The 25,933-nt window shown below is 57.5% G+C and carries 15 protein-coding genes; 2 read left to right on the forward strand and 13 right to left on the reverse strand.

The genetic code is table 11. From position 1 onward, the window contains the following. Positions 1–12 precede the first annotated feature (12 nt). Both ACQZ5G_RS22895 and ACQZ5G_RS22900 read right to left on the reverse strand, forming a co-directional pair. Positions 13–1,608: a mannose-1-phosphate guanylyltransferase gene (locus ACQZ5G_RS22895; protein WP_004432954.1), complete on the reverse strand. Its 1,596-nt coding sequence runs from the start codon at positions 1,606–1,608 to the stop codon at positions 13–15. 60 nt (positions 1,609–1,668) lie between these two features. Then, positions 1,669–3,009: a nucleotide sugar dehydrogenase gene (locus ACQZ5G_RS22900; protein WP_004432953.1), complete on the reverse strand. Its 1,341-nt coding sequence runs from the start codon at positions 3,007–3,009 to the stop codon at positions 1,669–1,671. A 551-nt stretch (positions 3,010–3,560) separates the two neighbouring features. On the opposite strand from ACQZ5G_RS22900, the gene ACQZ5G_RS22905 reads away from it, so the two are divergent. After that, positions 3,561–4,598 carry an alginate lyase family protein gene (locus tag ACQZ5G_RS22905; protein WP_448739072.1) on the forward strand — a complete coding sequence of 346 codons (1,038 nt, stop codon included), beginning with the start codon at positions 3,561–3,563 and terminating at the stop codon, positions 4,596–4,598. Between the two features lie 21 nt (positions 4,599–4,619). Here ACQZ5G_RS22905 and ACQZ5G_RS22910 read toward each other — a convergent pair whose 3' ends face one another. From ACQZ5G_RS22910 to ACQZ5G_RS22960, 11 genes are all read right to left on the reverse strand, one after another. Next, entirely contained in the window at positions 4,620–5,918 is a 1,299-nt protein-coding gene (locus ACQZ5G_RS22910; RefSeq protein WP_448739071.1) for a tetratricopeptide repeat protein, read from the reverse strand. 46 nt (positions 5,919–5,964) lie between these two features. Beyond that, positions 5,965–8,853, reverse strand: a complete 2,889-nt coding sequence (locus tag ACQZ5G_RS22915) for a tetratricopeptide repeat protein (protein ID WP_448739070.1) — start codon at positions 8,851–8,853, stop codon at positions 5,965–5,967. A gap of 32 nt (positions 8,854–8,885) precedes the next feature. Further along, entirely contained in the window at positions 8,886–9,482 is a 597-nt protein-coding gene (locus ACQZ5G_RS22920; RefSeq protein ID WP_448742682.1) for an alginate O-acetyltransferase AlgF, read from the reverse strand. An 80-nt stretch (positions 9,483–9,562) separates the two neighbouring features. Continuing rightward, positions 9,563–10,951 carry an alginate O-acetyltransferase gene (locus ACQZ5G_RS22925; protein ID WP_448739068.1) on the reverse strand — a complete coding sequence of 463 codons (1,389 nt, stop codon included), beginning with the start codon at positions 10,949–10,951 and terminating at the stop codon, positions 9,563–9,565. Further along, positions 10,932–13,883 carry a tetratricopeptide repeat protein gene (locus tag ACQZ5G_RS22930; protein WP_448742683.1) on the reverse strand — a complete coding sequence of 984 codons (2,952 nt, stop codon included), beginning with the start codon at positions 13,881–13,883 and terminating at the stop codon, positions 10,932–10,934. Before ACQZ5G_RS22930 ends, ACQZ5G_RS22925 begins: the two co-directional genes overlap by 20 nt. A gap of 2 nt (positions 13,884–13,885) precedes the next feature. Then, complete coding sequence (locus tag ACQZ5G_RS22935; RefSeq protein ID WP_004432944.1) at positions 13,886–15,040, reverse strand: alginate lyase family protein; 1,155 nt, start codon at positions 15,038–15,040, stop codon at positions 13,886–13,888. After that, positions 15,040–18,876, reverse strand: a complete 3,837-nt coding sequence (locus ACQZ5G_RS22940) for a right-handed parallel beta-helix repeat-containing protein (RefSeq protein WP_448739066.1) — start codon at positions 18,874–18,876, stop codon at positions 15,040–15,042. The genes ACQZ5G_RS22935 and ACQZ5G_RS22940 overlap by 1 nt, the downstream gene beginning before the upstream one ends. Positions 18,877–19,065: 189 nt before the next feature. Beyond that, the gene (locus ACQZ5G_RS22945; RefSeq protein ID WP_004432939.1) at positions 19,066–20,151 is read right to left on the reverse strand and encodes a PilZ domain-containing protein; all 1,086 of its coding nucleotides are present in this window, start codon (positions 20,149–20,151) and stop codon (positions 19,066–19,068) included. An 18-nt stretch (positions 20,152–20,169) separates the two neighbouring features. Continuing rightward, positions 20,170–21,648 carry a glycosyltransferase gene (locus ACQZ5G_RS22950; RefSeq protein ID WP_244432146.1) on the reverse strand — a complete coding sequence of 493 codons (1,479 nt, stop codon included), beginning with the start codon at positions 21,646–21,648 and terminating at the stop codon, positions 20,170–20,172. 313 nt (positions 21,649–21,961) lie between these two features. After that, complete coding sequence (locus tag ACQZ5G_RS22955) at positions 21,962–23,032, reverse strand: alginate O-acetyltransferase AlgX-related protein (RefSeq protein WP_004432937.1); 1,071 nt, start codon at positions 23,030–23,032, stop codon at positions 21,962–21,964. Between the two features lie 12 nt (positions 23,033–23,044). Next, entirely contained in the window at positions 23,045–24,475 is a 1,431-nt protein-coding gene (locus ACQZ5G_RS22960) for an MBOAT family O-acyltransferase (RefSeq protein WP_448739064.1), read from the reverse strand. A gap of 427 nt (positions 24,476–24,902) precedes the next feature. Here ACQZ5G_RS22960 and ACQZ5G_RS22965 point away from each other — a divergent pair, with 427 nt between their 5' ends. Next, the gene (locus ACQZ5G_RS22965) at positions 24,903–25,931 is read left to right on the forward strand and encodes a LacI family DNA-binding transcriptional regulator (RefSeq protein WP_448739063.1); all 1,029 of its coding nucleotides are present in this window, start codon (positions 24,903–24,905) and stop codon (positions 25,929–25,931) included. Positions 25,932–25,933: the final 2 nt, after the last annotated feature.

The following is a 25,933-nucleotide window of genomic DNA, read 5'->3' on the forward strand; positions in this document are numbered from 1 at the left end:
CGCAAAGCCTCGTCAATTGGCGGCATGGGGCTCGTCATGGAGGGTGCTTTCCGGCACCATATTGAGATCGAACGCTGACACATCTGCCTCGACGGGAATGAGGTCGAGAACCGTGTCTGCGGTAAAACTCTGCGGCGCGATGGCCAAATTCCGCCCGGAACTGCGCTGCCGGGTGACGACGATGGTGGTTTCCCTGGCCGTGCCGTTATAAAGCGACAAAATCTCGCCTTCTGTCGGCGAAAGGCTGGCCATCGGCACCAGATGGCGAACGAAGCCACTGAGGATGATGTCGATCTTGCCGGCCGATACGGCCCAGTTCTCCCAATAGCCATCGGGAATGCGCAGCGCGATCGTCGCGTTGCTGCGCAACGTCACCGTGAATACCGACAGTTCGCCCTCATCGCTCAGCAGCCGGACCTTTCCCCAGCCATATAGTTGTTCTCGTGTGGCGCGCGATTCCGGCATCTTGTTCAGCTTGATAAGATTGACGGCATCCTTGACCTTCTGCGCCATCGACATCGTCGTCACGAGGACGGCATCCTCGTCATCGATTACGATCATGTCCTCCAGCCCGATAAGGACGACCTTTCTGCCACCGCGTGCATAAGCGAGGGTGTTGCTGGAGCCGATTGACAGCACCGGCCCGGAAAGGGAGTTGCCGTCGGAATCCTTGTTGCGGGCGATCTCATGCAGGGCCGAAAGAGAGCCGATGTCGGACCAGCCGATGCCTTCGCACCGCACCACGGCACCGCGTGACGTGCGCTCCATGATCGCCGTGTCGATTGGAACATCTGGTGGCGAAGCCCCAAACGCCGAAGCTTCCAGCATGACCGCGTGTATGTCATCGAACATGTCGATGGCGGCATTTTCAAACGCCTCTTCGGCCGCCTGCAGCGTTTCCGGCGCATGACGCGCCAGCTCTTCCAGCATCACACCGGCCCGGAACATGAATATGCCGGCGTTCCAGCAAAAACCCTCTTCCACATAACGCCTGGCATTTTCAAGGGACGGTTTTTCCAGAAAATCGCCGGCGCCGATGGCGTATCCCCTGACTTCCCCGTCTATTTCGATTGCCTCGCCCGGGCGGATGTAACCAAAGCCGGTTTCAGGATGCTCAGGCTGGATACCGAAGGTCACGATACGGTCGGCAAAACGTGCTATCGGCAGAGCGTCCGCGACGATCCGGTTGAAGATTTCGGGTTCCGCAATGATATGATCCGAAGGGGCGACGAGAAGAACGGCGTTGCTTCCCGCCGCATCGATACGCGAGATGGTGACAGTCAGCGCGGCAATCGCCGCGGCCGTTCCCTGCATCGATGGTTCGACGATAAGTCCGTCGACGGAAAATCCGCCGCTGGCAACCTGCTCTTCCGCATGAACCAATGTGTCGCGCGCGCACATCAGCCACGGCAGACTATATCCGGGTACGGCAAACCGGCGCAGCGCCTGCTGGAAAAAACTGTCATGCCCGTCGCCGCCCAGCGTGAGAAACTGCTTCGGTTTGTTCGAGCGGGACAGAGGCCAAAGCCGGGTTCCGGACCCACCGATCATGATGGCGGGAACGATCCGAGTGTTCTCGCCTGCAACAGCGGACAAATCCTGACGCATAGGAAACCCTCACAGAACCATAAAATATATTTTCGTAAAAAATTCGGAGCTGTGGCCGCCTCACCAACAAAGCCCGTGATAGACGACGTTACCGCTGCGGTTTGGCACCTCGACACGCGCAAGATCCACCACCACGAGTGGTCTGCCAGCCGCTTCGATCGCCCCGGTCAGACCCGCATATTTGTGGCCGACCACCAGAATATCAGCGTTGTCGATGACATCAGTGATCGACGCCCGGACACGGGGCGCAATATGGCGCAGATAGGTACGGCCTTCGCTCTCATCCCTCACAACGTTTGGGTCAAAGATCGACACTTCTTTGCCGTTGCCGATAAAATTCTCGACAAGGCTCAGCATCGGGCTTTCGCGCATATCATCGGTGTCGGTCTTGAACGTGATGCCGATGAAGCCGATGCGATCCTTGCGCGCATCGGAGATGAGCTGTTTCGCGCGGTCGATCTGCACCAGGTTTGCCGCCTTTGCGGCGTCAAGCATCGGTGTTGCAACGTTCATTCGCCGTCCGAAGCCGGACAGGGCCCGCAGATCCTTGGGAAGGCACGAGCCACCGTAGGCAAAGCCCGGTTTCATGTAGGCCTTTGAAATATTCAGGCGGGTATCCGCGCACACGACATCCATGACCACATGGCTGTCGATGTCCTTAGCCTTGCAGAGATTGCCGATCTCGTTGGCAAAGCTGATCTTTACCGCATGCCAGCAGTTGTTGACATATTTGACGATCTCGGCGCTCCGCAGCGGAATAACATGTGGTACGACGCTAATATGGGCGACCATTGCCTTAAGAACGTCGATCGAGCGCGTATCATTGCCATACTGCCCAAAGACGATGGCGCCAGGCTTGTAATAATCGGCAATCGCCGTGCTTTCACGCAGGAATTCAGGGTAATAGGCGACACCGAAATCCACTCCGGCGATCTTACCGGACGCCTCCTCGAGCGCCGGTATGACAACCTCCTCCATTGTGCCGGGGAGGATGGTGGAACGCATGACGACAACGTGGAATTCGCTTTTGTTACGCAAGGCCCTGCCGATCTCAAAAGAGACCTGACGCACGTAGTCGGTATTGAGTGTACCGTCGAGAAGGCTGGGTGTGCCCACGCAGCAGAGTGACACATTCGTCATTTCGACCGCTTCCGCCGCCGAGGTGGTCGCGGTCAGCATGCCGTTGAGGTTGGCTTTTTCCAGAAACTCGGCAAGGTCAGGTTCAATGATCGGTGCTTCGCCACGGGCAAGGCACGAAACCTTGAAACTATCCGGATCGACCGCCACGACGCGGAAACCGTCGTTGCTCAGACAGGCGGCCGACACGCAGCCGACATAACCGGCCCCGAAAACACTGACCCTGAGCCCCATTGCACTGACGTTAATATCAATTTTGGTCATGTGAACCCCTGAAAGCAACTAAGGAAATACTTAAACAACCATGGGAAATTCTGAAATTTCAGAATAGACGCACCACCGGACCAGGCAGGAAGGAGGCGATCAAAAGCAATGCAGGATCCGACTCGATAGAGCCCGTCGGCAACATAAAATTTATATTTTATCGCGAAAATGCTTCGCCGAAAACAAAAGAGCAAACGGCAAAAAACTAACGAAACGTAACAACGTATTTATATGACTGCACAAAATGTGCACATCATCGGCAACGGCCAAATTGGCGAAATTTCAAATAAAACATATATAGAAGCAAAACCGATGGCGACCAACGGATGATAGGATCTTGTCGGCTCCGCTATTAATTACAAAAACATTAAATATGAATATACAATGTAGTCAACAAATATTTAACGGATTATATAAAATAAATTCGAAATTTGATAATATTCGCAGCTATTTTCCCGATCGTTGCTTACGCGCGTCAATCAATCCGCCTGTTAACCGGACGTTTTCTTGAATCTGCTTCAATGGCCGCTTTCCTTTTCGGGAAGTGAACCATGTTGCGTTTTGCGTTGATTGCCTTTTCCGCCTCCTTTCTGTTCAGCTTGCCTATGCTGGGCGTCGGCAACGATTCAGGCTCAAGTAAAGTCGCATATAACATACCCAAACCGGACACCTCGCCTGCTCCCACGCCGACCGTTCAGGTGAAGCTGGAAAGACCCCGCAACGCAACGATCTCGAACGGCAATTGGGAAACGGGCATGAGTTGCGACGTGGCGGTTTCCCAAATCGAAACCCCGCCGCAGAAAATTGCCACAAGCTCGAAATATCTTCCCCGAGACGCGGTGGAGAACGAACGGCAGGACGCCTCCCATGTCGCCGTTTTCAAGCCGATCTGGCGTTCTATTCTCGAGCTGGAAAACATTAAGACGCGCTTTGGAACTGAATGCGCCATGGGTGTCCTTCGCCAATGGGCCACGGCCCACGCCCTGATCGACGCGACCACACCCGACGCCAAACTCACCCGCGCTCGCGTCCTTGCAGAAATATCCGGTCTCGTCGCGGCCTGGGGTGTCGCAGGCGATCTCGACAGACAAAAATCCGTCACGGATTGGCTGAATATTATGGCAGACGACACCATGGTGTTTTTCGACGTTGAGGCCGGCCCGCGAAGCGCTCGCAACAATCATCGTTATTGGGCAGCCCTTGCCCTTGCCACCGTCGGTAACCTGACGGGGGACCAAAACAAAATCGACTGGGCACGCCAGTCTTACCGGATCGGCGTATGCCAAGTTACCGAAGACGGCACTTTGCCGCTTGAAATGCGGAGGGGAGCGCTTGCGCGCAACTACCATCTCTATGCTTTTCGTCCGCTGGCCGCCACATTCGTCACGTTCCGCAAGATCGGTCAACCACTCGATGACATCTGCTCCGGATCTCTCGAGAGACTGGCCAAAGCTGCATTGAACGGTGTCGATGACGCCACGCTGTTTGAAACCGCGACCATGAAACAGCAAACCAAGCCGCCGCGTGAAGACAGCTACCCTGCCCATCTGCGGCTGGATGCGCTTAAACGCGACCTCCAAGAGGGATGACACCGGCAACACCATCATCATCTACCTCGCCATGCCGTCCAGCGAGATAAGCGCGGATCGCGCCAGAAGGTAGCCGCCATCGGCCGATTGGGTCAGCCAATATTTGGCCTGTCCGATATCCTTGACGACGCCGGTCGCCTGCGCATACATCAGGCCGAGCAGGTATTGCGCCTCGCTGTCCCCCTGTTTTGCCGCCAGTTTTCGATAGGCGGCTGCCTTTTCAAACGACCGGCTTGTACCGCGCCCTACGAAATATGCTTCGGAGACCGCACGAATGGCCTCCATATCCCCCCGGTCGGCATAGGGTTCGAGAATCTGCAAAATTCGCTCATGCATGGCCGCCGGCACGCCGGAACGGTTCAACGCCTTGGCCAGGAACGGCACGGCTTTTTCATCGCCCGCCCTGGCGGCCTCGGCAAACATGTCCACACCCTTGCGGATTTCGGCCGGATCGTTGCTGTTCCAAAAAGCGCGGGCGATCTTGCCGTCCTCAGAAATGGGGCCGCCCTTCGGCGCTGCGGCGATGATTGCCTGCGCCTTTTCCCGTGCCGCTGCGCTGAAACGACTGTCGGAAAGTTTCGTGGCGGCGGAAAGGCTTCGCTCGGGTGAGAGATCAATCGCCGAGAGCAGGAGCTTCTCGGCGCGTGCCGTTGCGTCCGCATCGGCGCTTTGCATGAGCAAGGCCGCGGTTTCAACGTAACGGGCTCCACGCCGCGCCGGCTGCAACTTGTCCAGTAAAGCAATCGCTTCATTCACATCCCGGGTAACGCCGCGCCCTTCCAGCAAGGCAAGCGAGGTCTCTTCAATACCGCGGAGGTTGCCCACCAGCGCGGCCCATCTGTACCATTTGTAAGCAAGGGCATCGTTTTTGGGAACATCAATGCCGAGCTGTTGCATGCGCGCCCACGCGATGACGCAGCTGGAAGACCCGCGCATGGCTTCCTTCGCCAGCAGGTTCATCACCTTGCCGGTATTGGCGCCAAACGAATAGTCGTTGTTGACAATCCCTTTTGCGAGCACGCGCACCGCGTCGCGGCTCCTGGGGGCCGCCGATATCAGAAGGGAAAAACCGAGGTCAGGATTACGAAGATCACGGCGAGATTCATTCAGGGCAGCCCCTGCGATTTCCAGCTGCCGGGCAAGAGGAAGCTTTTTTGCCGCCTCAAGCGATGGGAGGCTGTTTGCCGGTAAAGCCTGCGGGCTCTCGGCAACCGTCGCGCGCGCCTTCGGAACAGGCACAGTGCTCTTGCCGGCAGCATGAGCCGCTATCGTCGCAATCGGCAAAACCGTAACCAGGGTGAAAATGACTGAGAGTTTCATCGAACGGTCCTTTCTCCATCATCCGAATATCATGACGGAGGTTTTGCTATTGGGTGATGGTTGCGGCTTTACCCAGCCACCGTTCCGCTTCTTTCGGATCGGAGGGGACGCCGTAACCGATCTGAAGTGCAATGGCGTAAGGTTCGAAAGCCTGGCGATAACCGGAAATCGCCGCCCGTGCGAGCCAGCCCGTACTGTCCGTGGCTGAAAGTGGAAAACCGCTGGTGCCGGTCGCAAAAGCGTCGGCGACCGTCACCATGGCAGCGCCGTCGCCGGTTTCGGCAGCTTTTATCATCCAGACCCTCGCCTTCTCCGAATAGGCCGCGTCCTCTTTGGCCAATATTGAAAGAACACGCGCCAGGGCCTGAAGGGCATTACCGGACCCTGCTTTCGCGGCATCTTCAAGTGCCGGCAAGGCTTCGGCGACCATTGACGGATTTGTCGACGTCTTCGGCGCCTCGTCGCCCACCAACTGCTCGATGAGCGTCTTCAAAGCGCCGTCGTCCCCGGCGCGAACCGCAGCAAGCAGCCACCGCGTCGCGTTCTGCGGTTCGGCATGAGGCGGCAGGAGGTACATGCGACCGGCTTCACGCATCGCCTCAATCTTGCCCGCCTCCGCAGCCTTGACCATCGTCGCAAGCCCGAGTTCGGGGTTGGCAACACCGCGTTTGTCATCGTTGAGCAAATTTGCGAGTTGATAGAGCGTGCTGGCGTCGTCCGTTTCCGAAGCGATCGCCCGTTCGACCAGGCTGCGGGTCTGTATGGCGTAATCGGCATCCCGCGATATGGCATCGGCCAGCGCTACCTCGTCTTTGGCGCTGCAGAGCGGTTGTTTCAGCGCCATGTCGAACATGGCGCGGCGCGATCTCTGGTCGCCCGCGCGGTCGGCTGTTTTCAGCATCGCGCGGATATCGCCGGCATCGACAGCCTGCCTCAACCAGAGATCGGCTGCCCTGCCGCCACCGGCCTTTGTGTCCACGCCGAGATCGGCAAGCTGGATCATCGAAGCCGTGTGACCCAGACGTGCAGCTTCGACAAGAAGTTTGATGCCTTCCTCGGGTTGAGGTGTGAAACCTGCCGCGCCTTTCAGATAAAGCTTGGCAAGATCATAGCGCACCGAGGTATCACCGCTTGACAAGCCATCTCTGAGAAGTTCGACCGCCGCCTTCACGTTCGCCTTGTCGGCATTTTCCGATGAAAGCTGCAGTCGCGCCAGCAGAACCAGCGCCTGGCCGCGTTCCTGACCGGCCGCCAGCGCCTTTTCGTACCACTGGCCGGCCTCACGGGTATCGACAACAGTGCCGATGCCGTCACGATAGGCCAGCGACAGGAGAACCATCGCCCGCCGGTCCCCAAGAGCCGCCGCGCGACGAATATTGCGGAAATACATCAGCTTTCCATCGTCACCGGATTGCTCGGCCAACGCCTCTCTGCCGACGGCGATCAGGCTGGGGCGGTTACCGGCGGCAGCGGCTCGCTCCTGCCAGCGCCGCCCTATTTCCACGTTGCGTTCGACACCAATCCCGCAGCTATAGGCATCTGCCAGTGTGGCCATCGCTTCGCTCAAGCCGTTATTGGCGGCGCGCCGCAATATCGCAACGGGGTTGACGCTTTTTGAAATATTGTGCGTGCTGTCGACCATCAGCTGGTAAAGTTCAAGAGCAGCCGTGTCGGACCCCAGAGCAACCGCACGCGTCAGATATTCCACGGCCTTTTCCGTATTGCGCGCCGTTCCCGTGCCGCTGGCATAAGCACTGCCCAGCTGCTTTAGAATATCCGTATCAACGACAGGATTGCGCGCGGCCTGTTCGAGATAACCCACCATGGCGGGATAGTTGGGCTTGCCGCCAAAATCCCCACGGGAGATCTGCGCCAGAAGTTCCAAAGCGCGTACGTTTCCGCGCTGAGCCTCCTGTTTAAGCACCTGTGTCGCCTTTGGCAGTGCGTCCTTGAGATCGAGGTTTGCCAGCAACAGGCGAGCAAGTGAAATGCGGCTAGCCGGGTGTCCCTTCGCAGCAGCGGTTTCCAGAAGCTCCACCGCCTTGTTACGATCCACCGGAACGCCGTCGCCGATCACGTAACGCTGTGACAGACGTTCGATCGCAACGAAATTCCCGGCCTTTGCGGCAGCCATCAGCCACCTGGCCGAAAGCTGGGGATTATAAAGGCCGAATTCTTCATTGGCATAGATGCCGGAAAACAGGTTGAGAACGTCGCATTCCCCCGCCCCGAGCGACTGGCTGAGCCTGTCGATCGCCTGATTGAAAAGAAGCTGAGGCGCATTTTCCGACGGCGCCAGATCCGGATTGTTGCGATATAGCCGCGCAAGCAATAGAGCCGCATCCGGGTCACCGTTTTGCGCACCCATCTTGAGGTATTTTTCGCCCTTCAACTTGTCCTGCGGCACGACTTCGCCGGTGGCATAAAGACGCCCAAGGAAGGTCGCTCCTTCCATGAAACCACGCGCTATCGCCTCATCCTGAAGTGCAAGACCCCGGCCAAGATCGGGCGATCCCGACGTCGCGTCGAACATCAGGCGACCCAATGTGTGCGAGGCGCGGCCAGCCAGTTCATAATTGGCGCTTTTCAGATATTCGAGCATGCGGCGGGCAAGCACCCTGTCACGCGGGGCATTGCCGGTTCCGCCGATGTAAGCCTGCGCATCCAGCAGCATATCGTCCAGATTGCCGGAAACCGGCCCGCCGTCCCACTTGCTCCAGTCGAAGGAAAGGTTGCGCTGTTGTTCCCTGACCTTGCAGATGGGCGCGTAGTCGAAATCAGGACTGGGCATGAGGCCATCCTGCAACGGCAAGGTTGTCTGCGCCTGCACCGGCTGCACGGCAAACACCAGCGCGACAAACAACATGCCCGCACCAAACCCCGTCTTTTCCCTCCGACCGAAGAGGAAGGGCGCCACGCTCTTGAATGTTGTCATGTACCTGATCCCTCTCATCTTTCTGCTCCCTCTCAGGCTTTCGCCGAAACGGATGTGAGAATGATATCGTTCGGCCCGCTGCCCAGAACGAAGATGGATGTCACCGAACGGCGTTTGAGCGTTGTTTTTTCGAAAGTCCTTGCAATCGCCCCTGAAATCTCAACGTTCAGATCGATTGCAACCGCATTGACCTCGATTGAAACGCCGCTCATCGGCGCGACGGCCTTGATGACGGGCGAGCGTTTGGCGAGCGCCGTCAGTGAAACCGGCATTGTCGTGAGGTTGTAGAGCGCAAGCGCACATTTCGCCGGGTCCGACGTAAATATATCCGCAACGACGACGGGCTCTTTTGTGTTCGCGCCCGCGAGAACCGTCAGATATTGTCCCTGCCCCACCGAAAGCGGCGTGGACTGCCCTTTGACCAGCAGGGTGTAGTCCCCGGGCGCTCTTGCGACATAGTTGGAAATCCCGCCTGCAGATACCTTAAACGGTTTTTCGCCAATAGTCGCTGTTGCAACGGCGGCCGGATCGGTCGCGGCAATACGGATGAAGCTCCAGTCTTTCGGAACATCCGCATCATAGATGCCGGCATCGTCACCAGCCGCAAAAACGGACTGGTTTGCCGCCATCACACCCGCAAAAGCGGTGACAAGGCGAACGAACCGGCGTCGATTTATTTTGAAGGCAATCTCATCCGAAAACATCTGCTTCAGCCCTGCTTCTTGATGAATTGATCGGGAACGCGGCACAGACGTGCGGTAACCGTGGTGTCGCCGAAGTTTCCGTTGACGGACACGCCCGTAATCGGCGTCGGAAACTCGTCGTTCAGCATCAGGTAAAACGTGCCGTCATCAACGAAACGGGGAAAGCCGCCCAGCGTCAGCGTATCCTCATCGCCATCGCGATAACGCACGGTGACAGTCATCTGGTTGAGCCCAGCCTGGGAGGCGGCAAACTCCAGATATGCGTCGCCATATGGCTCCCCCTTGAGGTCTGCGGCGGCAAGCAACACCGTCTCGCCGTCGATTTTCTTCGGCTGAGAGTTCGCGATACTGCCTTTACCCTCGCAGGAGCCATAGACTGCCGCCAGCAGTTGGCGCGATGCCTGAAACATCGTCTGGTCCACGGCGTAATAGGATGGCGCCTCCCAGACGATCAGGGGAGCTGGCTTTTCATGAAAGCCTTTAGAGAACACGAGAGTCGCAAGAGACGAGATGAACTGCGCGCCGTTTTCCGCATAATTCGTAATGTCGAGACCGGTTTCCTGCGCGAGAAATCCCGCAAAGTTGAATTCAGGCGTTGCGCTGAACGAGGAGCCGACAAGAGCAACCGGCGGCGAGGTTTCCGTCGCATTTCCGAGAAGATCGCTGGCATCATCCGCCGACCGCGTTGTCTGCCAGAGAGTTTCTTTCTCGGGCTCCACCGCACTGCCGCACAATGCCTGAATTTCGTGACCCATCGGCGCGATGTAGTCGAGACTTCCGACAGCCTTGGTCTCGAAATTGTACGTCGACAGGGATGGATATGCGGCGAGCTTCTTTATCGTTTCCGCCGCCGCGGAAGCAACCAGATGGGCGCCCGATGACGTCCAGTGATGGTCTCGCGCAAAGAAGAAATTGCCCCTTGCCTGATGATCGTCAATCGCCTTGAGAACGTCTACCGTGGTGATGCCGTTCCTTTGCAACTGCATGACATAGTGACGGAACTCCTGTTCTGCGACGGGGGCATTGTAGCGGGCCTGAAGCTCGTCGCTGTCGTCGAGTTTCGCACGTTGCACGATGCCGCGGGACGGCAGCGGCAGGAAAACAAGTTCCGTTCCCTTGACGCGCAACGCATCGGAAATGGCGCGCAGGGAGGCCATCGTTTCCGATGTTCTGACGAAGAACTCCTCAAAATCCGTATTCGTACGGAAAAACACCCCATCGAGCCCTTCGGCCAGATTGAATTCCGTTTTTTTGTTGCCGATATCCGGGCAGGCCTTGCCTGCAAGGGCAGGCGTTGCGGCGAAAACGAACAGGGCGCTCATGAAGCGGAGGGCAAACCGGCTCGCCTCACCTGTACCGCTCAGATGGGGAACCTCAAGGCTCTTCGTTTTCATCGACCACCTCCATCTTGGGTATCTCGAAATGGGGATCAGCCGCCGCCATTTTCATCAGAATCTTGTTCGCCTGATTGTGCTTGAGCACCTGCGCGCGCCTTAGCCAGAGGAGCCCCTCTGCCTGGAGAGCCTGCGAGCTGTCGGCGCGAAGGACGAGCGCCGTCTGAAACATGGCGGAGGGATTGTTGGCGGCGGCGGCTCGGGCCAGCCATTCATTCGCCTTGTCCATGTCCCGTTCGACGCCTTGACCCGACCTGTACGCCTCATAGAGCCGATACATGGCGAGCGGACCTTCTTCCGTGCGTGTCGCCGCGGCTTTCTCCAACCAGCCAATGCCCGCCTCGCCATCATGCGGAACGCCGAAGCCGGAGAGCAGGGACAGCCCGACATCGATCATCGCTGCCGCGTCGCCGCGCTTTGCACCTTTGTAATTAAAGGCAAATGCCGCTTCCGGATCGACAGGGGCGGCGAAGCCGGAACTTTCCAGCGCCGCGAGATCGTGCCACGCACGATCAAAACCGGCATCGGCCGCCGCCTGCAAATTCTCCTTTGCAAGATTCCTGTTCTGCGGCACGCCTGCACCCCAGAGATAGGCAAGACCGAGCTCGCGCTGCGCCGAACGGCTGCCAGCGTCGCTTGCGGTTCGCAGATAGTCGGCAGCGCGTTTCTTGTCGATGTCGACGCCAACGCCATCGGCGTACAGGCGGGCAAGCTTCAGGTTAAGCGATGGGTTTTTCGGCTGTACGGCAAGTGCTCGATCGTAATAGGACAAAGCCTTGGACGGATCGGCAGGTGTATGAACACCATCCAGGAGAAGATCGGCCATCATAATCGTAGCCTCGACGTCGCCACTGGTGATGCCTTCTTCGAGAACACGCTGTGCCTCTTTAAAATTCCGTTCGCTTTTCCCGTCTTCAAGATAGGTTGAAGCCAGCATGGCGGCCGCACCCGGATATCCCGCACCTGCCATCTCCCTGGCGAGGTTGACGCCCTGCAGGCTCAACAGCGAATCTGTTGATTTCAGCAGGGCACCGGCGAGCAGGAAACGATCGGCAGACGAGAGATCGGGAATGTTGGCAGCAAGCTCCAGAAACTCTCTTGCCTTTCCGCTCTCTCCACCTTCCAGCGACAGGATATCGACGAGATCGATCGCGGCAGAGAAACTCCCGGCTCGCGCCGCTGTTTCCAGAAGCGGAACGGCCTCCTCCAGACGGCCATTTGCTCTCAGAAAACGCGCCATCTCGACCGATGCCTCGACGTCGCCCCTGTCGACCGCTCTCTGGAAAATCGCATGCACCTTTTCAAACGCATCCGGGCCGCCGACGCGCATGTTCAGATTTGCAAGTTCGATCAGACCATCCGTCCTGCCTCGTGCGGCCGATCTTTCCAGATATTCCGTCGCCTTGCCGATATCGACCGGAACGACCTGCCCTTCTGCATAGAGCTTGCCGAGTTTCAGCATCGCCGCATCGCTGCCAAGGGCCTCGGCCTTCTCCAGCCATCCTATGGCGAAAATCTTTCGCTTCGGGTCCGGCGAAAGAAGAGCGGCCTCTGCCAGCCTGTTCAGCACACGAACCGACGGCCGCACCGCAAGCGCTTTCGAATACCACGCCATGGCATCGTCGACATCGACCGTCTGGCCTATACCATGAAGACTGAAATCGCCCCGCAGCACCATTGCGTTGATGCTGCCGGCGGCTGCGGTGGCGACAAGCCCGTTGCGTGCCGCTGTCAGACTTTCTTCCGTTCGCAACTCCGGCTTTTCGAGAAGCAGTTGCGCTAAAAGCGTAGTGCCATCCTTGGACTGGCGCGCCAGCGTCAACCCATAGATATCCAGAGCTTTTCGCGCATCGGCGATAACGCCGTCCCCGTCACGGAACATCGAGCCGATGCGCAAAAGCGCATCCACATCGCGCGTTTCGCCATTCATGACCTGGGCGAACAGATCGTCGGAAAGCTTCTTGCGATTTTCCAACGTGTTTTGAAGCTGAACGGAGAAATAGAGCACGGCCTTGGCATCTTTGATGCCAGCAAGACGCCGCATCCATTTATCAAAGGTCGTTTGGTCGACATTGATGTCGCCGCTCTCGGTGAAGCCCTTCACCAGTTCCTGCGCCGCTTCGATATCGCCGGCTTCGGCCGCCCGGTTGAGATAGTCCGCCGCCTCAGCGGGGTTGAACAGGCTGGTCGCGGAATCCATTTGCAGGCGCGCGATCCAGAAGATCGATCGCTTATGCCCAAGTTCGCCGGCTTTGCGATACCAGTCGAGTGCCGCTCGTAACGCCTCATCGGAATTCGCATTTTCGCGGTAATAGGTCGCGAGGTCATAAGCCGCGCGCTCATCGCCGGACGCCGCACGACGCTCAAGCAGGCCGATGCCGAAGCGGGTCATCGACTGCGCTTCGGTCTCAGGCGTTCCGGCCAGACCGGCCAACTCGAATGCAGCCGCGCCATAACCGAGCCTCAGCGCCAGTTGCAGCCGGGCCTTTGCATCGGCGGCACTGAGCTGCCGCTCCACCATCGTCCGCCCGGCAATATAGGCCGCCTCGGCGACTCCCGCCCGGCCGGCCTCTTCCAGAAGCGAAAAGGCCCGATTGACATCGAACGAACCGCCCTCTCCGGCAAGCAGCATCTTCGCCAGCGTCAATTTGGCTTCAGACTGGTGCGGGCCGGGTATCGTCAGCGCCGCTTCGAGGACCGTGCGCGCCTTGCCGAAGTCGGATACGAGCAAGGGATTTTGCGCATCGAGCGGCACGCCTGCCCGCAGCAACCTTGCATAATCCAGCATGCCCTGACCGTCGCTCCGCTGGGAAAGCGCGGTCGCGACTTCGATAAGCCTGCCCGGCGCCTGTGCTTCTGCGGCAGATACCGGAAAGCCGTTCGAAAACGCCGACCCAACCGTAAGAGCGAGGGTGAAAAGGTGACGCTTCATCATCACTTCCCCCAGAAACAGGTGGCGTTGCCACCGACAAATTCATCGATCAACGGCCGTTCGGTCGCGGCATCCTTTTGCAGCAGCGCAATCGCGCGCTGCATGGAGATGTTCTCGGCAGGAACGGCGGCCAGAGCTTCGAGGAATGCGAGATAGTGGCGACCATTGCCGCGGTTCTCGAGAAAGCCCGTATCCTGATGAAGATAATCACGGCTTGGACCGGGAATGTAGTTCTCGGCCGCATAGGCATTAACGAGAACCGGATCGTTGATGCCGTTCAGCCAGTAGCCGAAAATCGTCCAGATCGACCGTTTGACGGGATTGGCATCGCCGGACGTCTTCACATAGAGGTTCTCGCCGTGTCCGCGGGCAACCTCCGCCATCACCACCATGCTGGTCAGCGACTGCCGCATATACCAGAGCGCCCGCGCACCCCGGCGCGTTTCAAGCGGCAGCCCGCCATTGGCGCGCGCCTCATCGAGAATGGAGAGAAAGCGCGATCTGCCTTTTTCATAAAGACCGTCATCCCCGACGATCCCGCCCCATGTCATCAGCACGCTATCGGCCAGATACCGGTGGTTGTTGACGTCGACGTCGCCGTTGAAGGTCTGGTCGACGCGGCGAACCAGCGGATCGAGCCACGTCTGGATTTTCGACCGTTCCGCGTCCGGCAGCTCGTCGCGAATGATCGAAAAAGCCGTGATGGTCGGCAAGAGCGCGCGCTTCAGCGCATAATAAGCGTCGTGCCCAACTTCCGTTTTGTCGAAGGCGCCGCGATCAGCCCACGTGTTCAGGAGCGTACGCAGCATCGTGGTCGACGCGGCGTCACCGCCAAGCGAGCGGCCGGAAAGCACCATGACGGCCCAGGCGAACTGCGCCCCGGCACGATCGCTGCCGTAACCGGCAGTCGGACGAAATCCCTCGACGACATCGAGATCAAGCCATTTGCTGTCGGCCTTGATCGCAAGGCATTGTTTGCGAAGACGGCCCGAGGTATCGGCCGCGATTGCCGCCTTGCGCGCCGCGACATCGAAGAGACCGTTATATGCAGGCGCTGCGGTTGCGGCAGAGGTGGCGCAAAACCAGAAACCGAAGGCTGCAACGATACCGCGTCTCAGGGCGATTTTTGCGCCGGGAATCCCGGAAAACATTGCCATCAGCTTCGGCCTCCCGTCCCATTGAAGTTCTCGTACTGAACGGAGTTTGAAACATTCGTGCAGGTGTCCGTGAGTGCGTCCTCCGCAAAGATTGCGGATTGACCGTCGCCATTGAAGAAGCCTGCATCGCGGAAACGGCAGTTATAGGCTTCCGGGCGTTTCGGCCGGCACACCGTCGAGGTTATCAACACGCTTTCGCGCTCGTTGAAGCGCAGCATATGGCCTTCCATCGCCCGACCATCACCATCGATCAGCCGGCCGACCTGATTGAGATAATCGTTGCCGGAAAGGCTGAAACCCGACGTCCCGTCAACCTTGATGCCGCCGCCATTTCCATGAATGCGGTTGCCGCTGGCCGCAAAGGTCGTCAGCGGCAGATAGGGATCAAACTCGAAATCGCGCAATGCGTTAGCAGGAGACGCTCGCAAGTTACTGATATAGCCGTGGATCGCATCCTGAGCGTTGTTTTCCAGAATATTCTCATGAACGCCAACATCCCAGCTGTTGCGGATCTTGATGCCCGCACGCTTGTTGTCGAAGAAGCGGTTACCGACAGCCAGATTGCAGCTGCTCTCAAAGAGCGTCAGGCCATCCTGTTTATTGTCGAAGGCGACATTGGCATAAATGAAATTGTCGACGCTATTGCGGTCGATCATGAAGCCCGAGCCGGCATTGGTGTGGGACACGTTGCCGACGATCCAGGAGAAATTCACCTCACGCGATACGATGATGCCGTGTTTGGCCTTGGTGTCATAGGTGGTGTTAAGGGCAATCAGCAGCCGATGAGAGCGATCGTGCGGGTCGATCGCGTAGAGCACGTTGTCGCGATATTCGTTGCCCACGAGACTGACATCGTCTGCCTCATAGGAGTAGAATCCATATTCGAAATTGTGGAAGAAATTGTCGACGACGATCCCAGTCGGCGCACGCGCGCCGGTAATCTGCTGCGCCACGGTCTTGGGACCGGCGGAAAAGGCCAGACCGAAGGACTTGGGCGCGGCGTAACCCAGCGCGTCCAGCACGGACCCGCCGATCATCAGCCGTGAATTGCTCCAGCCGATGATATAGGGCCGGAAAACATGACGTTTTTCCTTGTCCGAGTAACGTGGCGTTCCGGTCGCCTCATCCCAGGATGTGACGGTCGTATCCTGGACGTAAAGCGTTCCAGCCACGGAAATGAAACTGCCGGCCGTCGCGGAAAGACGATAGGTGGCCGCTTCCTGCCCCGACAGGATCAACGTCGCCCCCTCGGCCACCAGAACGGGCGCGCGTAGCGTCACGACATCGTTTTCGCGCGTCACCAATGGAAAGCCATCGCCGGCATTCAGTTCGCTTGCCAGGCTGCCAAGAGTGTAGACGCCACTCTGGATAACGATGATGCGCGGATAGGGAATGCCCTGCGCCTCAGCGGCAAAGGACAGGCCGGTATTGCCCGCAGCCAGATCTTCCATGAACTTGTCGCTGTAGGGACTGAGATTGGCAAGTGTGACGGCAGCATGACCGGGCTGCGGCATGGGCACATTCTCACGCACCATGCCGGCACGAACGGAAATGTCGGAATAGGTGTAGGTTTCGGGAAGGCTCATCCTGCCTTCCTGCCGGGCAAGCGTCAGCCTGCCATCGCTGAAGGCGGCAACGGGTGTTGCTTCTGCTACAGCCTCACGCTTCGGCGCCTGCTGCATGGCCGTGTAATCGGCCGGGCTTCCTTTGCCCCAACCGAGATTACGCACATCGAGAGACCGGAAATTGGCTTCCGCGATGGCGCGCGCGGTGCGGACACGCAACATGTGATCCTTCAGCGTGCTGGACTGAACCGATGCGAATTTCAGCATCTCCGGATTTGCCGCGGCCGCGACCAGAACGTCGGCCTTCAGCGCCTCATCGTCCGCTGCACCGGCGAATGACGCGAGATAGGTCAAGGCCTCACTGCCAAAACCATCCAGCGCGGCACGTTTGCCAATCATGCTGGCGGCCCGCGCCTTGATCTTTTCATCGGCGATACGATCAACCAGTTGCTTGGCTGCATCGGTCTTGCGTGCATCGGTGAGCACTTCGACGATCTTCAGATATCCCTTGTCACGGCTGTCTTTTTTGTCCTCACCGGCCGCAACTTTCACCGCTTCGCCGACCAGCGCGTCGAAATCGCCGTTGCCCTTGTTGTCATTGGCAACCGAGGCCAGCCGCAGCAGCGCCTCTATCCGGAACTCCGTATCCTGAATGGAAAGGGCGACCGACTTCGCGTCATCCGTCTCGCCCTTTTTGGCGAGCGTGCGCGCCAGTTCTGACTGTACGCGTCCCTTGTCACGGCTATTGGCGATGGTCTCGAGCGCACTCTTCGCCGCCGCGATATCACCTTCCCGCGCTTTGACACGGGCGATCCCCGCGATAGCCTTGTCGCGGTCATTGCCACCGTGGAGGAACGGCAGCAACGCTTCTGCGTCCTTCAGCCTGTCGGCATCCGCAAGGCTTTTGGCAAGATTGGCAATCGTGTTGCCGCCATCCTTGGCCCCACGCAATTCGTTCACCAGCGCCAAGGCGTCATCCAGTCGCGCGAGGCTGATTGCGCTCTCGGCCGCTGCCACCACCGCCACTGCCCTCTCAGGGCCGGACAGGCCGGCAAGAACGGTGTTTCCGTTGGCATAGGAAGCATCGGCCATCTTCGCCAGATCGTTTTTGGCGAACACGGTTGCCAACATGAAATCAAGTTCGGCGCGCAACGCGCTTTCCGGCAGATATTCCGCCAGTTTTGCTGCATCCAGCCCACGTCCGGCCTCGATGCGCTGCTTGACGATCTTCTCGATCAGATCTTCCTGATCGCTGTTGTCCGCAAGGCTGGTGGCCAGCACCGGCATCCATTCCAGCTTGCCTTCGCTGAGGGCCAGATCGGCTGCATTATCGACCGCCTTCTTGCGCGCTTCGGAATCCTCCGGATTGATCGCCAGCGCCCACAACAAGGCCTGCTCCAGATCGTCTTTCTTCAGGGCGCCAGCGCTCTGCGCCACGATGGCGTCCGTGGCGGCAGCGCTGACTGGTTTACCGTCGATCTGTTTGCCCGCAAGAATTCGCAATGCCAGATCGTAGCGGGCATAGCCGCGCATGCGTGTCGGCCACATCCGCGAAATCGCCTTGTCGGCGAGCCCAGAGGATAGTTTGGGCTCGATGATCGTCGCCGTTTGCGCGAGGGTGTTCAGCGCTGCGTTCTTTGCCGTCTCGTCCTTGATGAGATCGACACGCTCGGCCGCCTTCTCCATCAGGCTTATGGCATTCGGCTTGTCGCCCTTGGCGACGAGAGCCGCATAACCTCCCAGGGCAGCGACCTGCAATTCCGGCAGAGAAAGAGCTTCGATCAGCTCCATTATCCGCACGCGCATCTCGGTTCTTTGCTCCGGGTCGGCAATACGGCCCTTCATCTGTTCCTGCAATGCGGAAATACTGGCGGAAACCAGACTGTCGGCGTCGATGCCAGCGGAGGAAAGCTTGCTCAATGCCGCCCCTGCCTCGACGGAATCCGCCGCCACCCACGATTTCAGTTGTGTCATGCCAGCACGCGCCGCATCGAGAAATGCGAGGCGCTGCCGGGCATCTGTCGCACCATCGGCCTTCAAAACATTCGCGGTAATGTCCGACATGGCGGCATCGGCTTTGCCGAGTGCCGATGAAGGCATTGCCGAGGCCTGCTGGGCGAAAGCAACAGAGGAGGCAACGGGCCAGTGCCCGATGGGAAAGACGAGGCAGATCGACAACGCCGCCACGCGCAGCGACAACAGGGTGCTCCCCGTTTTCGGCAGCCGCCGGCAATTGGAACTTGATAGGTGGATGATGTCGCGTGTCATCATGCTTCCTTCGTCAGGTCTGTGTCGTAAAAGCTGCTCGATAATGGCGTGCAGAGAACCGGAATGCAGGCAACGGATGCCCCGTCAGAGACCAAGGCGGCCCCCTGCACATGAATTTTCTGCAACTGTCATTCAATATGGCAGCCGGCCAGCCGCCCTTTGGCAGAGGGAGGCAAAACCTCCCGCAACCACCTATTTCGGCAGGATTCTGCCCGTCAAATCCGCAAGCCGTTGGTTCAGGCCAAACCATGGTCCGTTGTCGAAGCGAACGACAGCAGGCGTGCCGATTTCGGCCGACAGGTCATTTCTGCCAAGATCGATCCTGACTGCCACCCGGTCGCTGGTCGCAGCGGACTGTTCGCTGACTTTTGGCAGTTCAGCCACCGTCACATCATGCAGAACCGTGCCTTGCGGCAGGTCGACGCTGACATGCGGCGCCTTATAGAGTGCCATCAGATGTGAGCGATCCACCATGGCGACCACGTGCGGTTTGGCATCCGCATGACGCAGCCCCAATACCTGCGCTCCAACCTTGATCTGCGTATCGACAGCCGGTCCAATGGGCTCGGCGGTGCAATCGCATGATGCGACGACCGACGTGCTCTGTCCGCTCTCGGTCAGAACGGTCAAAATCCGCTCACCACTTTTCACCGGTCCGGTCACCAGATTGGTGATGATGCCGTTGGCGGGCGCAAGGACCGGAACCGTATCGACCGTCACCACGGCACTATCGGCCTCGAAGACCCACAGACGTTTATAGACGCTGCTTGCCAGAAATGCTGCAAGCGCCAGCGACAGGACCAGCGTGGCGAGAATGCCCACGGCTTTTCGGAATTTGCCAACGCCGGGTACCGCCTCGCCCGATTTTCGTGGCCGCAGTTTAACCTCGCCGGAAGCGCGCCTGGCGAAATCGAGAATATCGTTGCCCTCTACGAGGTCACCGCTGATGTAGGAATCGTGGATATAACGCAACATGCGCTGCGCGGCTGGAGACGTACCGACAAATTTGAAACCTGTGCGGCCGGTTTCCGCGCTGGAATGACGCACTTCCGCTTTCACGGGCAGCACCATGTCGAAACCATCGAGAGGGATCTGCAACTGCAAGGGCAGCACTTGTCCTTCTTCGAAGGTGACATCGCCCGTTGCGACACCCACCCCGCCCAAAGACCAGTCGACCGTGGAATATCTGTGCTGATCGATGACGCATTTCAGCGGCAACTTGTAGCGCGCATGCTGGCGTTGCTCATCCGCTTCGAAACTCACGATGCTCATATTCATTTTGGGCTCCTTCGCGGGTCAACGCATACCGAAAATCGCAGTCGTCGCCTCAATGCCTGGGACCGACAATTGACCGACGAGCAACGATATGAGGGTTACAAACAGGGTAATCGATAAAACATGCATGTAAGTGGAAGAGGCATTTTTCAGCGCGGCGGCTCGGCCTGTGCCATTGGTGGACAATGTGGTTTTCTGCCGCGTCCACTTCTGGCGATCCAGGTGGAAGAAAATGTAGGTTTTTATGATCGAGCCGAACACCTGATTAAAATAGATGAAAAAAGGATAGAAAATCGAAACCCGCGGACGGGAATTGAACAGCATCAGCGTCATGATATAGCGCGTCAGCAGAACCCAGGCGATATAGGCCGGGAAAATGAGCGGGTTATCGAAAAGCCCGATCAGGATGACCATGACGAGGCCGGCAAGCGATGTCCACATCGAGATGCGCTGATCGAAAATCGTCCACCAGGTGAAATAACCGATATGCCAGGGACCAAGCGCCAGCGCACGGCTGTTCGTCCGCAGCATGTTGCCGAACCAGCGCGTCATCAACTGCGCCGCGGCCTGGAAAAAGCCTGATGTCGGTGGGTCTTCGACTGTCGCGACGGTAACGTCGGGCACATACAGCATGTGATAATTGTTGCGCAGCAGCCAATACCAGCTCGACTTATCGTCGCCGGTCAGGAACTTCAACCTGCCAAGACGCCAATGCTCGATATAGTCCCGTTCCACCTGCAGAATGAAATCGGAATTGGTGACGACCGAAGCGCGGAACATCGACATTCTGCCGGTCAGCGTCAGGACGCGCCTTGAAAGGCCGTTCGATGACATGAGAATATGGCGTTGCGCAAACCGCAACGAATACCAGACGTGAAATGACGATTTTCCACGTACCCGCGAGGTTTCATCCGTGGTCAACGCGCCAACGCGACCATCCGCAAAGAAACCGGCACACCGATCGACGAGGTCTTCGGGCACGATGGAATCGCCGTCGATAACTGCCACGACGTCATCGCCTCGCGGCTCCAGCTTGGAGACGGCCCGAAACGCATAGGCCAGCGCATCCCGCTTGCCGCTGCCATTGATGCGCACGATCACCAGGCGGATATCTGTGTTTTCGCCGCAAATAAGGCGATGCATCGAACGGATCAGGCGCTGGTCGGACATTTCGACGATGGATGCGATGACCGTCGCCCCGCCGCGAGAAGCAAGCGCTGCCCGGAACGCGGCGCGATAGACCTCGGCTGTCGTGTCGCCGTCGATGCGAAAACTGGTTACGATGAGATAGGCGTGAGGCGCTTGCCCTTTCTCCGCACTGTGCTGGAGATGACGATCGGCTCGAATGCGCATTTTCGGAAAGACAATGCGACGGTAGATGTTGGACCGCACGAAATGCAGGATTCCCCAGAAATAGCGCCAGACGGCCAATGCGCCCAGACCGAACAAAAGACCCGCGTTCGCGCCAAAAAGCACGCCCTCCGGGACGATGACGATCAAGCTGGCGAGGCCAAGCACAAACAGCAAATGGGCTGGAAGGCTCTCGCTCCAATCGACGATAGCGGATTGCTCCCCTGCCCGAGAAACCGGCACTGTCGACAATCTATCAACAGGCAATACTTCATCAGGGAGACCGAGCACTCTCTTTTCGAGATAGTGTCCCATCGCATAATCCATCAATGAAATAAATTTACGAAAATTTCGATAAAAATTCGAATTAAGTCAGGTATAACACGCTATATATATGCATATTATATATATTTTGACTTAAATCAACCGTAAATTACAATATATAGGAAAAAACTATATATATTTATACAAGATCATCCAGATAACGTACCGGTATCTCCCACAACACGACCTTTGGTGCGGTTTGCGAGCGAAGTTTCTCCAGAAAATCCTGCATGGGCACAAAAGGCCCCTTTCCTTCCCTGGCGTAATTGAGAACATCCACCTCGCATGTGGTTTTCAACTGATCTTCAAAAGACCAAAGCGGGTTCGCACTATAGCTCGTTCCGACCAGCACGACCTGATCCGCCGCTCCAGCTCCAGCCGCGCCATCGGCAAACAGCGCATCGGCGTTATCCGTCTTTGCGGCAGCCGATATCGGCTGGATGATGTCGAAGCCCGTACCGGCTCCGGGCAACATCCAGCCGGCATCGACAAACTTTGTGAGATCGCCGACATGGTTGACATCATGTTGAGATACGCTGTCAAAAGCAGTTTTTATCAACTGATCGGGATGGGGAATGGCGGCACAAGCCGCCTTGGCCGCCAGACCGCTGCCTTTGACCGTCCAATGCGTATCCGATCGCAGAAAAAGTTCTTCAGGCTTTACGGAACCGAATGTCGCGGCCACGTCTGCGGCCGCGATCCCCTTCTTGTTCAGGAAAGCCATAAATCTCTGATAGAGATCGGCGTTGGTTTCAGGCAAAACGTTGCTGCCCAGCTGCGCGGCCACGATTTGCGCTTTGGGCGGGATCGGCACGATAACCAGAGCAGTGCCTTTTTCCGCCAGTCTGGAGCGAACATCCACAATCGTCTGGAAAGACGTTGCAAGATTGGCCTCCGATGTCCGGCTCCAGGTAAACTCTTCCGCCGTGAAAAGCCAGCCGCTCCGGCCAACGATTGCACCTTTTCTGGCCTCCCCGAAAACACCGAGAGAAACTGCATTAAAAAACTCGACGGCGAAATTGCTGAACGGCAATTCCCGCTCGTAACCTTCCTCAAGCCGACTGGCGACCTTGCCGGTCCAGAGATCGGCAAGCTCATCCATTTTCAGGTCTTCATCCGGGATGCTGACCACATAATTGGCGGTAATTCCGGCACCGGCCAGCAACAGAAAGAGAACCGACGCGGTGGAAAGCAAACGTGGTGAGATCATGCGCCGTACTCCCTAAAACTGAAAATAGAGGAAGGGTGAATCACTGTCGGCCGTCAGCTTCAATATCGAAATCAGGCCAAAAAAGCAGACGATGCCCGTTGCCCCCAGAGCTACGCCCGCGGTAGACGGGTGAAGCGGCATCTGGATCAATCGCTCGGCCGGGAAAGTCCGGTTGAACCATGGCTCAATAAATACCACCGCCACGCCAACAGCGAGGGAAGCAAGCGCGAAGTTCTTGATCTGCCACGCAATATCCGGCTGGATATGAAATCCGTTGAGGCCTGACATTCCGCGATACATGTCGATTGCGCTGTGCACGTCGAGCGATCGGAACATCACCCAACCGAGCATGACCAGCAACAGAGTACCACCCAACGCCAGGAAAGAGCGTTTGTCGGACGGCTTGACCCCGAGCAGACGTTCCAATGCCAGTAGCCCGCCGTGCCAGACACCCCATATTATGAAGGTCCAGTTCGCGCCATGCCAAAGTCCGCCCAGCACCATGGTAATGAAAAGGTTGAAATAGGTCCTTGCGGTTCCCAATCGGTTTCCGCCCAGCGGAATATAGAGATAATCCCGCAGCCAGGCCGACAGGCTGAGATGCCAGCGACGCCAGAATTCCGTGATGGAACGGGAAACATAGGGACAGTCAAAATTTTCGATAAAGCGGAATCCCATCATCATTCCCAATCCGATAGCCATGCTGGAATAGCCCGAAAAATCGAAATACAGCTGTATCGAATAAGCGATGGTTCCAAGCCAGGCTTCGGCAAATGTCGGGTCGGCCTTGGCGAATATGGCATCCGCTATGGGTGCGACGGAATCCGCGATCAGTACCTTCTTGGCCAAGCCGGCAAAAAACCGAATGCCGCCTTCGGCAAAAAGCTCAAGCGAATGCTCGCGATAGGTGAACTGACGGGCAAGGTCCTTGTAGCGCAGGACCGGACCGGCAACCAGTTGCGGAAACAGAGCCTTGAAAGCTGCAAAATCGAAGAAGTTCTGCGCCGGTGGCGCGTCTTCCCTATAAATATCGATCAGGTAAGAGATCGCCTGAAAAATATAAAACGAGATGCCGATCGGTAGCAGGATTCGCGCATGCCACGATGTGAATGGATCGCCGCCATTGAAGAGTTCGGCGAGACTGTCCATGAAGAAATTGCAGTATTTGAAATAACCGAGCACAAGTAGAGGCCCGGAAATCGCAACAATCAGCAATCTTTTTCGCGCTTGCGCCGTCCGCTCCACATAGATCAGCTTTCCGAAGATATAGCTCCAGAGCGTCACGAGAAAAAGCAGGACAAGGTAATCTACCCTCCACCATCCGTAGAACAGGTAGGAAAACAGAAGTATAACGAGCGATTTGTACCGGAATGGAACGGAAAAATAAACACCGAGCGCAATCGGTAAAAACATAAATATGAATAAGCTTGATGAAAAAACCATCTTTATCGACTTTCTTCATGAAGGTCGAACTTAATATTCGTATATAAGAATATGAATTCATGTGGGAGTCAATAAGCTGTTAATAAAAAATTAAATCACTTGATTCGCCAACCGGCTTTCGAATCGCAAGGGTTCCCTGGCCGACCAGATCTCTCTTGATGCACACAAGTGGCTCTATCCGCAAATTGATTGCAGTTTCCATCTTTATCGTGACCGCGACGAAACCCGGAATGCCTTTCGGTTCCAGTGCCAGATGATGCCTGCGTAGCAGCGTCAGGTCCGCGACAGCAAATCAGCGAATTTCGAAAAACGGCGTTGACAGTTCGAAAATTTTATACTCCCTTGTAAACCGGTTTAGTAAATCGCTTTACAAAACTGGCAGAGGTCGAAAAGGCCCGGATTGAGTGGAACAGAAAGCGGGAGTTCAATGGTGCGTAACCATGCGACCAGTTTGAAGGACGTTGCCCAGGCGGCAGGCGTTTCCGTTGCGACGGTATCGCGACTGTTGAACGGTACTCTTGAACTTCCGGCAGAGACGAAGACGCGGATCGAGACCGCCATTCGCGAGCTCAATTATGTGCCCAACCCACATGCGAGGCGTTTGAGCCGCGGTCGTTCGGATACGATCGGTCTGGTCGTTCCTGATATCGGTAATCCGTTTTTCGGAATGCTGGTTGCTGCCGTGGAAGAGGAGGCCGACAGGCGCGGCCTCGCCCTGTCGCTCTTTGCGACGCTGAACCGCACGGGCCGGGAATTGTCGTATCTGCGTCTGCTTGCCCGCAATCACGTCGACGGCCTCGTTTTTATCACCAACCATCCGAATACGGATGAATTGGCAGAACTGATCAACGCCACGGGTAAGGTCGTGGTAGTCGATGAGGACGTTCCAGGCGCAACAGTGCCTAAACTCTTCTGCAACAATGAACAGGGCGGCCGACTGGCGGGGGCGCATCTGGCTGACCACGGGCACAGACGGGTGCTCTATGTCGGCGGCCCCGAAGATATGATCAGTACGGAGCGCCGTTTCCGCGGAATGACATCTGCCCTTACCGAGCGGGCAAGTGAGGCAGAGCTTTCAATCTCGAGATATTGCGGCGCCTATACGGTGGAATTCGGCCGGGCAGCGGCCCGTCGGTTTCTCGATGAAGGCCGGCCCGCGACGGCGGTTTTTGCGAGTTCGGACGAAATCGCCATCGGCTTTATCGAGGTGCTGCGGGCCGAAGGCGTGCGTATTCCGCAGGACGTTTCGATGATCGGCTTCGACGATGTCGGGCCACTGCATCTTTTTGCGCCACCGCTCACCGCCATTCGCCAACCCGTCAGTGCGATCGGCCAGCGCGCTCTGTCGCTTCTGCTTGAAACCAACTGGGACCAGGATTCTTCCTTCCTGTCGGAGGAATTGCTGCCCGTCGAAATCGTCGTGCGTGAATCCGTTGCGCCGCCCGCGATCAAATAAAA

The sequence above is a fragment of the Agrobacterium sp. 22-214-1 genome (assembly GCF_053522465.1).

What these genes read in the sequence shown, in the direction of transcription:
- ACQZ5G_RS22895 (WP_004432954.1), bottom strand. Translation starts at nt 1,608, where the DNA reads ATGCGTCAGGATTTGTCCGCTGTTGCAGGCGAGAACACTCGGATCGTT.
- ACQZ5G_RS22900 (WP_004432953.1), bottom strand. Translation starts at nt 3,009, where the DNA reads ATGACCAAAATTGATATTAACGTCAGTGCAATGGGGCTCAGGGTCAGT.
- ACQZ5G_RS22905 (WP_448739072.1), top strand. Translation starts at nt 3,561, where the DNA reads ATGTTGCGTTTTGCGTTGATTGCCTTTTCCGCCTCCTTTCTGTTCAGC.
- ACQZ5G_RS22910 (WP_448739071.1), bottom strand. Translation starts at nt 5,918, where the DNA reads ATGAAACTCTCAGTCATTTTCACCCTGGTTACGGTTTTGCCGATTGCG.
- ACQZ5G_RS22915 (WP_448739070.1), bottom strand. Translation starts at nt 8,853, where the DNA reads ATGACAACATTCAAGAGCGTGGCGCCCTTCCTCTTCGGTCGGAGGGAA.
- ACQZ5G_RS22920 (WP_448742682.1), bottom strand. Translation starts at nt 9,482, where the DNA reads ATGGCGGCAAACCAGTCCGTTTTTGCGGCTGGTGACGATGCCGGCATC.
- ACQZ5G_RS22925 (WP_448739068.1), bottom strand. Translation starts at nt 10,951, where the DNA reads ATGAAAACGAAGAGCCTTGAGGTTCCCCATCTGAGCGGTACAGGTGAG.
- ACQZ5G_RS22930 (WP_448742683.1), bottom strand. Translation starts at nt 13,883, where the DNA reads ATGAAGCGTCACCTTTTCACCCTCGCTCTTACGGTTGGGTCGGCGTTT.
- ACQZ5G_RS22935 (WP_004432944.1), bottom strand. Translation starts at nt 15,040, where the DNA reads ATGGCAATGTTTTCCGGGATTCCCGGCGCAAAAATCGCCCTGAGACGC.
- ACQZ5G_RS22940 (WP_448739066.1), bottom strand. Translation starts at nt 18,876, where the DNA reads ATGATGACACGCGACATCATCCACCTATCAAGTTCCAATTGCCGGCGG.
- ACQZ5G_RS22945 (WP_004432939.1), bottom strand. Translation starts at nt 20,151, where the DNA reads ATGAATATGAGCATCGTGAGTTTCGAAGCGGATGAGCAACGCCAGCAT.
- ACQZ5G_RS22955 (WP_004432937.1), bottom strand. Translation starts at nt 23,032, where the DNA reads ATGATCTCACCACGTTTGCTTTCCACCGCGTCGGTTCTCTTTCTGTTG.
- ACQZ5G_RS22960 (WP_448739064.1), bottom strand. Translation starts at nt 24,475, where the DNA reads ATGGTTTTTTCATCAAGCTTATTCATATTTATGTTTTTACCGATTGCG.
- ACQZ5G_RS22965 (WP_448739063.1), top strand. Translation starts at nt 24,903, where the DNA reads ATGGTGCGTAACCATGCGACCAGTTTGAAGGACGTTGCCCAGGCGGCA.